The organism is Saccharopolyspora sp. NPDC000359, from assembly GCF_040300525.1.
Taxonomy (GTDB): Bacteria; Actinomycetota; Actinomycetes; order Mycobacteriales; family Pseudonocardiaceae; genus Saccharopolyspora.
Genome location: NZ_JBEPDU010000102.1, coordinates 1 through 6303 on the forward strand (window position 1 = coordinate 1; position 6303 = coordinate 6303).

Here is a 6303-nt window from a genome sequence, read left to right on the forward strand (position 1 = left end):
ACGGCCACTTCAAGTGCAACCGGCACAAGCTGACCGAGCTGCCGGTGCTGTGGGCCTACGCCCGCGACCTGTTCCAGACCCCGGGTTTCGGCGGCCCGCCGAGTTCGCCGTCGCCGGGTGCGGGACCGCGTTCGGCTGGCTGGCCGGGCACTACATCGGTGACTACTACGACCGGGAGCTGGACCGGATCGCCAAGCCGCAGCGCCCGATCCCGTCCGGGCGGCTGGCGGCCGGGACGGCGCTGGCCTGCGGCATCGGGCTCGCGGTCGCCGCGGTGGTGCTGCTGGCGTGGGCGAACTGGCGCACCGTGGTGCTGGTCGGGCTGGCGCTGGGCGGGATCGTGGCCTACAGCCGGTTCTGCAAGGCGCGGGGGCTGTCGGGGAACCTGGTGCGCGGCGTGATCACCGCGCTGGCCTTCCTGATCGGTGCGATGGTCGCGGCTCCGCTGCCCGGTTGGTCCGCCATCGCGTTCTCCGTCGTGTTCCTGCTGCACGACGCCGCGTCCAACCTCGTCGGCACGCTCCGCGACGTGGACGGTGACCGTGCCGCCGGGTACCGGTCGGTGCCCGTGCGCAGCGGCGTCCGCCACGCCGCCCGGCTCGCCGCGGTGCTGTACGGCGCGGCGATCGCCACCGCCGCGCTCGGCCTGCTCCTGCCGCACCGACCCGGCTTCCCGGTTCTGCTGGGTGCGGCGGCTTGCGTCGGGCTGTTCGCGGTGCTGCCGCTGCCGTTCCTGGCGCCGACGCTGAGCCAGGCCCGCGCCCTGCGGGCACATGAGTTCCTCGTCGCTGAACGCCTGGTACTCGCCAGTGCGGTCCTGGCGCGCACCGTCCCCCCGCTCGTGGTCGGCTCGCTGCTCGTCCTGGCGCTGGTCTTCAGCCTGTGGACCCAGGCCGCCATGCGGTCGGCGCACGAGATCCCCACCGACAAGGAGGTTCAGCCGACATGACCAGCACTGGGTCTGCGGACGTCGTGGTCTGCGGAGCGGGTGTGGGCGGCCTGGCCGCCGCGCACGCGCTGGGTGCGCTGGGGCTGCGCGTCCTGGTCGTGGAGAAGCAGGCGCGGATCCCCCGGGTGCCCAAGGGCGAAGTGTTGCAACCCGGCGCGCTGAAGATCCTGGACACCTGGGGGGTCAGCAAGCTGCTGGAGAGCCGGGGCGCGGTGCGGCTGTCCGCGCTGGTCGCCTGCGGCGCGGGTGCCCGGATGTCGCTGGACTACACGCAGCTCCCGGACGAGACCAACTGGCTGCTGGCGGCCGACCACGAGTCGATCCTGGGGGCGCTCGTCGACAGCCTGCCGGACAACGTCACGCTGCGGCGCGGTGTGTCGGTCCGAGGGACCGTCCGCGACAGCGCCGGGCGTGTCGCCGGGCTGGCGGTGCGGGAAGCCGGTGCTGAGCGGGACCTCCGCGCACCGCTGGTGGTCGCGGCCGACGGGGTCTCATCGCGGCTCCGGCGCGCGGCCGGCATCGACGCGGATCGCAAGGACTACCCGCACCGGCTGGTCGCCCTCGACATCCACGGGGTACCCGGAGCCGCTGCGGAGGTGACCGCGCACGTCACCGACCGCGGTCTGCGCATGCGCTACCCGCTGCCCGGGGACCGCATCCGGCTCTACGTCCAGGCCGAACCGGACGAGCTGCGCGGCATGGACCACGAGGCGTTGCAGCGCTGGGGCGACGGGCTGATCGCGGAGCTGCCCGAGCTGGCCCAGTTCGAGGAGCAGCTGCGGACCAGCCTGGCCGGTCGGCAGCTGCTCCCGGTGGCCCGGTTCGTCGCCAGCGGCCTGTCCGCCCCCGGCATGGCGCTGGTCGGCGAGGCGGCGCACTCCGTGCACCCGATGGCGGCCCAAGGCATGAACAGCGCCATCTACGACGCCCACGCGCTGGCCACCTGCCTCGCGGAGCGGTCCCCGTCCTCCGGTGGATCCGATGTGGACTCGGCGCTGCGTGAGTACCAGCAGCGGCGCCTGCCCGACCTGGTCACGATCGGCAAGATCAGCCACAACGCCGCGCGCATGCTCACCGACCTGACGTGGGTGGGCCGCACGCTCGGTCGGCGGGCGCTGCGCAACACCGGCACCAACCAGCGTCTCAGCTTCACCGTCATGCACAACCTGGCTGGTCTCGGCCTGCACCCGCTCTCGCCGCTCGACCGGCTCTGCCAGCTCGGGCTGCTGCCGGACCCGCTGGCACGGCGCCGGCCCCGGTGGGCATGAGGGCCAGCGCCGCGCCGGGCTCACCGCCGCGGTCGGCCCTCCACCACGACGAGGCCACCGGGCCAGGTGCGGGACTCGACCAGGTCCAGCCCGGCCTTGTCCACCAGCGCCTCGAAGTCGGCGACGCCGCGCTCCTGACCGCCCAGCAGCACCAGGGACTGCAGGTCGAAGGAGGTGTTGTACTTGGCGTGGTCGACCCCGGCGAGGACCTCGACGATCAGCACCCGGCTGCCGTCGCCCGCGGCTTCGGCGCAACGCCGCAGGATCCGCACCGCGTCCTCGTCGTTCCAGTCCGTGAGCACGCGGGAGACCACGTAGACGTCCCGGCCGGTCGGCAGCGGGTCGAAGAAGCTACCGGGCACGAACGAGACCTGGCCCGCCACACCGGCTGCGGCCAGCGCCTGCCGCGCCTCCGGTTCGACCGCGGGCAGGTCGAGCACCTCGCCGTCGAGGTGCGGGTTGGCGCGGACGATCTCGGCCAGCAGGGCGCCTTGCCCGCCGCCGACGTCGATGACGGTCCGCACGTCGGCCCAGTCGTGCTCGGCGGCCAGCACCGGACCGGTCTGCCAGGCGTGGGCGGTCATGATGTCGCCGAAGAAGCGCCGCAAATCGTCGTTGCGCTGGTAGTCGTCCCAGAACGGGGTGCCGTGCACCGCACCGTAGGCCGAGCTGCCGGTGCGGATGGCGTGCAGCATCCCGGTGAAGGCCAGGTCCATCCGGGTGCCCGGCCCGTCCAGGTCGAGCCAGCCGCGCAGCCAGGCGCCATCCTCGGACAGCAGCTGGCGGGACAACGCCGTCAGCCCGTAGGAACCGTCGACCTCGGTGAACAGTCCGATATGGACGAGGTGGCGCATCAGCCGTTCCAGGGACTCGCGGTGCGCCCCCGCGGCGGCCGCGAGCGGGGCGAGCTCGGTCGTCCCCTCCGACACCAGCTGCGGCAGCCGCAGCGTCACCGCCACCCGGACTGCGAAAGGTGTTGCGAGATCGACCAACCTGGCAAGTTCGAGGCTCGCCCCGGTGACGTCTTCCTGGGGTTCCGCGGAATCCATGGACACCTGCTTCCCTTCGTCGTGAAAGCCCGACCTCCCCCGCGCCACCCATCCTTACTGCCCTCCGTTCACGCCGTCAACAACCGCGGACGACCACGGCCGGGAACGCGCGGGCGCGCTCCATCCTGCCCGAAACACGTTGATATCCAAGAAGAAGAGGTGATCTGCTCATGACGAACATCGACGTCCGTCCGGCTTCCGGAGCGCTGGGCGCCGAGGTGCGCGGCCTGGACCTGGAGAAGCTGACCGAGGCGACCTTCTCGCAGCTGCACGAGCTGCTCATGGAGAACCTCGTGCTCCTCTTCCCGGAAGCCGAACCGCTCTCCGCCGAGGCGCACAAGAACTTCGGCCGCTTCCTCGGCGAGCTGGAGGTGCACCCCTTCCTGCCCAAGTTGGACGGTCACCAGGAGATCGTGGTGCTCGACTCCGACGAGGGCGCCAAGGCCGACGTGTGGCACACCGACGTGACCTTCGCGGCCAACCCGCCGATCGCCTCCATCCTGCAGATCGTGCAGTGCCCGCCGCGCGGCGGTGACACGATGTGGAGCAACCAGCACCTGGCCTACGAATCCCTCTCCGCGCCCCTCCGGGACCTGCTGGACGGCCTGACGGCGGTGCACGCCTTCGTGCACCCGAACGGCACCACCTTCGAGGCCGAGCACCCGGTGGTGCGGGTGCACCCGGTGACCGGCAGGCGGTCGCTGTACGTGAACCGGATGTTCACCATGAACATCCCCCAGCTGCGCCGAGCGGAGAGCGACGTGCTCCTCGAGCACCTCTTCACCACGTCGGAGCGCCCGGAGAACGTCTGCCGCTTCAGCTGGCGACCGGGCGCGATCGCCCTGTGGGACAACCGGGCCACCCAGCACTACGCCGTCAACGACTACACCGAACGCCGCATCGGGCACCGCGTGACGATCACCGGCGACGACCCGAAGGGCGACGAACCCCGCTGGCCCCACCACCAGGACACCACCACCGCCGCCGACCACCGGGCCCAACCCCGCAGCCGGTGACCGCGGCGAGCTGAACACCGCGGTGGCCCGGCGCACGACGACGAGCCGGGCCACCGCGGGTCACGGCCCGTGATCATCCTGCGGCGGATCGACTTCTGCCCCCCGCTGCGCTAGGAAGGACATGATGACCAGCGACGAGGGAAACCCCTGGATCCGGCGGTACCACCCGCGGCCGAGCGCGGCGAACACCCTGGTGTGCTTCCCGCACGCGGGCGGTTCCGCGACCTACTTCCACCCGGTCTCCGCGGAGCTGCCCCCTGCGGTCGACGTGCTCGCCATCCAGTACCCGGGTCGGCAGGACCGCCGGCACGAGCCGCTGGTCGACGACCTGGCCGTGCTGGCCGACCAGATCTCGGCGGTGCTGCTGGACTGGGCGGACCGACCGCTGACCTTCTTCGGCCACAGCATGGGCGCGTCCCTCGCGTTCGAGGTGGCACGGCGCCTGGAGCGGCGGGGTGTGGTCCTGACCGGCCTGTTCGCCTCCGGCAGGCGCGCGCCCTCGCGCCACCGGGACGAGGCGGTGCACCGGGGCACCGACCAGGAGTTGCTCCGCGAGGTCGCGGAGCTGGGCGGCACCGATGCCCGGCTGATCGATGACGAAGTGGCCCGCATGATCCTGCCCGCGCTGCGCAACGACTACCGCGCCGCGGAGACCTACCGGTACGAACCAGGGTCCGACGTGAGCTGCCCGATCACCGCCTACCTCGGGGACGCGGACCCGAAGGTCACCCCCGCGGAGGCGCAGGCTTGGGCCGAGCACACGACGGGCGAGTTCTCCTTCCGGGTCTTCCCCGGCGGGCACTTCTACCTCAACGAGCACAAGTCCGCCATCGTCGACGCCCTTTCCGCCCACGTCCTGGCCGCGGGGGCGAGGCGCTGAACAACCCGCTACTTCCCGTCCAACCGACGAACAGCGCGCTGCGTCGACTGCGCGCAGACCGGGCGCGCGCACGCCCCGTGATTCGGCATCTGCTGCAGGACGGACAGCTGGTAGGCGTAGGACACGAGGCCTGCCTGCAACCTCGACTCCACCCCCAGCTTCGCCATTATTCGCGCCACGTGCGCCTTGACGGTTCGTTCGGTGATTTGCAGCTTCAGGCTGATCGCGCGATTCGACTTCCCGTTGCCGAGCTGGATGAAGACCTGGATCTCTCGGGGTGACAGCAGCGCCGTCCGCTTGAGCTCGCTGCACCACACGCGCGGTGCCGCACCGCCACCGTCCGAATCCTGCTCGACCACCCGCAGGAGTCGCTGACCACCGCTGGTACCGAAATCTTCCAAACCTGCCCCCAAGAATTGCCGACGGAGAAGCACAGGTCGACCTCAACCAGCCGACCCGTCGGAAACAGCCAGGCGACGAGCGGCACACATTCGCGTTACCACTTTCCCGTTGTCACCTCGACCACCATTTCGCCACTGTGCGGTGGACGGCCGCGCAAGCTCCGGTGGTTGCGAATTCCGTCCGCCATTCGCCTTCGTCATCAACCCATTCCGGGCAGCGCACAACAACATCCCAGGAAAGCTTGACAACCGATCTCATCCTGGTGGTATATGCACATGGATATGCAGCTTATGAGGCGCCCGAGCTAGCGTCACTCACCCAATGAGGTGACCCACCGGTAACCCCTTGACGTCCAACGCGGTGCCCAGTTGGAGCAACGAATGGGAATAACGTTCCGAAGACCTGGTGTTGCGTTGCTCACAACTTGGCGACGGTCGGGCAGAATTGTGGCACCTCGCACGCCTCGGAGGGGTTCCACCCGAGCATCTTTCTCACGAAAGAAGCTGTTCGGGACGACACCCGCCCGGCACCCCGTTTCTTTACAACTGTCGGTTGTCGATTGCGGCGTGTTGTTTGTTGGACGCTCGCGCGCGCGCTCTGATCGAATGCGCTCGCCCGTCGTACCACCATTGGGAGAGTTCATGGACCCCTTCGTCCACCTGCATGTGCACACGGAGTATTCGATGCTTGACGGTGCGGCGAAGGTGGGGGCGTTGTTCGCCGAGGCGCAGCGGTTGGG

The 6303-nt window shown here is 70.3% G+C and carries 7 protein-coding genes; 5 read left to right on the plus strand and 2 right to left on the minus strand.

Annotation, left to right across the window (positions count from 1 at the left end; all coding sequences use genetic code 11):
- The first annotated feature begins 49 nt into the window (after nt 1–49).
- Together ABT324_RS33090 and ABT324_RS33095 are read left to right on the plus strand one after the other, a co-directional pair.
- A complete protein-coding gene (locus ABT324_RS33090) occupies nt 50–949 on the plus strand; it encodes a UbiA family prenyltransferase (RefSeq protein WP_351185773.1) in 900 nt (299 codons plus the stop codon).
- The gene (locus ABT324_RS33095) at nt 946–2217 is read left to right on the plus strand and encodes an FAD-dependent oxidoreductase (protein ID WP_351185776.1); all 1272 of its coding nucleotides are present in this window, start codon (nt 946–948) and stop codon (nt 2215–2217) included. The genes ABT324_RS33090 and ABT324_RS33095 overlap by 4 nt, the downstream gene beginning before the upstream one ends.
- 20 nt (nt 2218–2237) lie before the next feature.
- Here ABT324_RS33095 and ABT324_RS33100 read toward each other — a convergent pair whose 3' ends face one another.
- The gene (locus tag ABT324_RS33100; protein WP_502949835.1) at nt 2238–3266 is read right to left on the minus strand and encodes a methyltransferase; all 1029 of its coding nucleotides are present in this window, start codon (nt 3264–3266) and stop codon (nt 2238–2240) included.
- A gap of 170 nt (nt 3267–3436) precedes the next feature.
- Here ABT324_RS33100 and ABT324_RS33105 point away from each other — a divergent pair, with 170 nt between their 5' ends.
- The gene (locus tag ABT324_RS33105) at nt 3437–4282 is read left to right on the plus strand and encodes a TauD/TfdA dioxygenase family protein (protein WP_351185782.1); all 846 of its coding nucleotides are present in this window, start codon (nt 3437–3439) and stop codon (nt 4280–4282) included.
- A gap of 121 nt (nt 4283–4403) precedes the next feature.
- Nucleotides 4404–5162, plus strand: coding sequence for a thioesterase II family protein (locus ABT324_RS33110; protein ID WP_502949836.1), 759 nt, complete (start codon nt 4404–4406; stop codon nt 5160–5162).
- 8 nt (nt 5163–5170) lie between these two features.
- On the opposite strand, the gene ABT324_RS33115 is transcribed toward ABT324_RS33110, so the two are convergent.
- Entirely contained in the window at nt 5171–5521 is a 351-nt protein-coding gene (locus ABT324_RS33115) for a response regulator transcription factor (protein ID WP_351185788.1), read from the minus strand.
- Between the two features lie 684 nt (nt 5522–6205).
- Between ABT324_RS33115 and ABT324_RS33475 the strand changes: the two genes are divergently transcribed.
- On the plus strand, nt 6206–6303 hold a 98-nt coding region (locus ABT324_RS33475), incomplete at its 3' end, for a PHP domain-containing protein (RefSeq protein WP_502949837.1).

Excerpts from the sequence above, each read along its gene's own strand:
- ABT324_RS33105 (WP_351185782.1), top strand. The coding sequence starts at position 3,437 with ATGACGAACATCGACGTCCGTCCGGCTTCCGGAGCGCTGGGCGCCGAG.
- ABT324_RS33110 (WP_502949836.1), top strand. The coding sequence starts at position 4,404 with ATGATGACCAGCGACGAGGGAAACCCCTGGATCCGGCGGTACCACCCG.
- ABT324_RS33100 (WP_502949835.1), bottom strand. The coding sequence starts at position 3,266 with ATGGATTCCGCGGAACCCCAGGAAGACGTCACCGGGGCGAGCCTCGAA.
- ABT324_RS33095 (WP_351185776.1), top strand. The coding sequence starts at position 946 with ATGACCAGCACTGGGTCTGCGGACGTCGTGGTCTGCGGAGCGGGTGTG.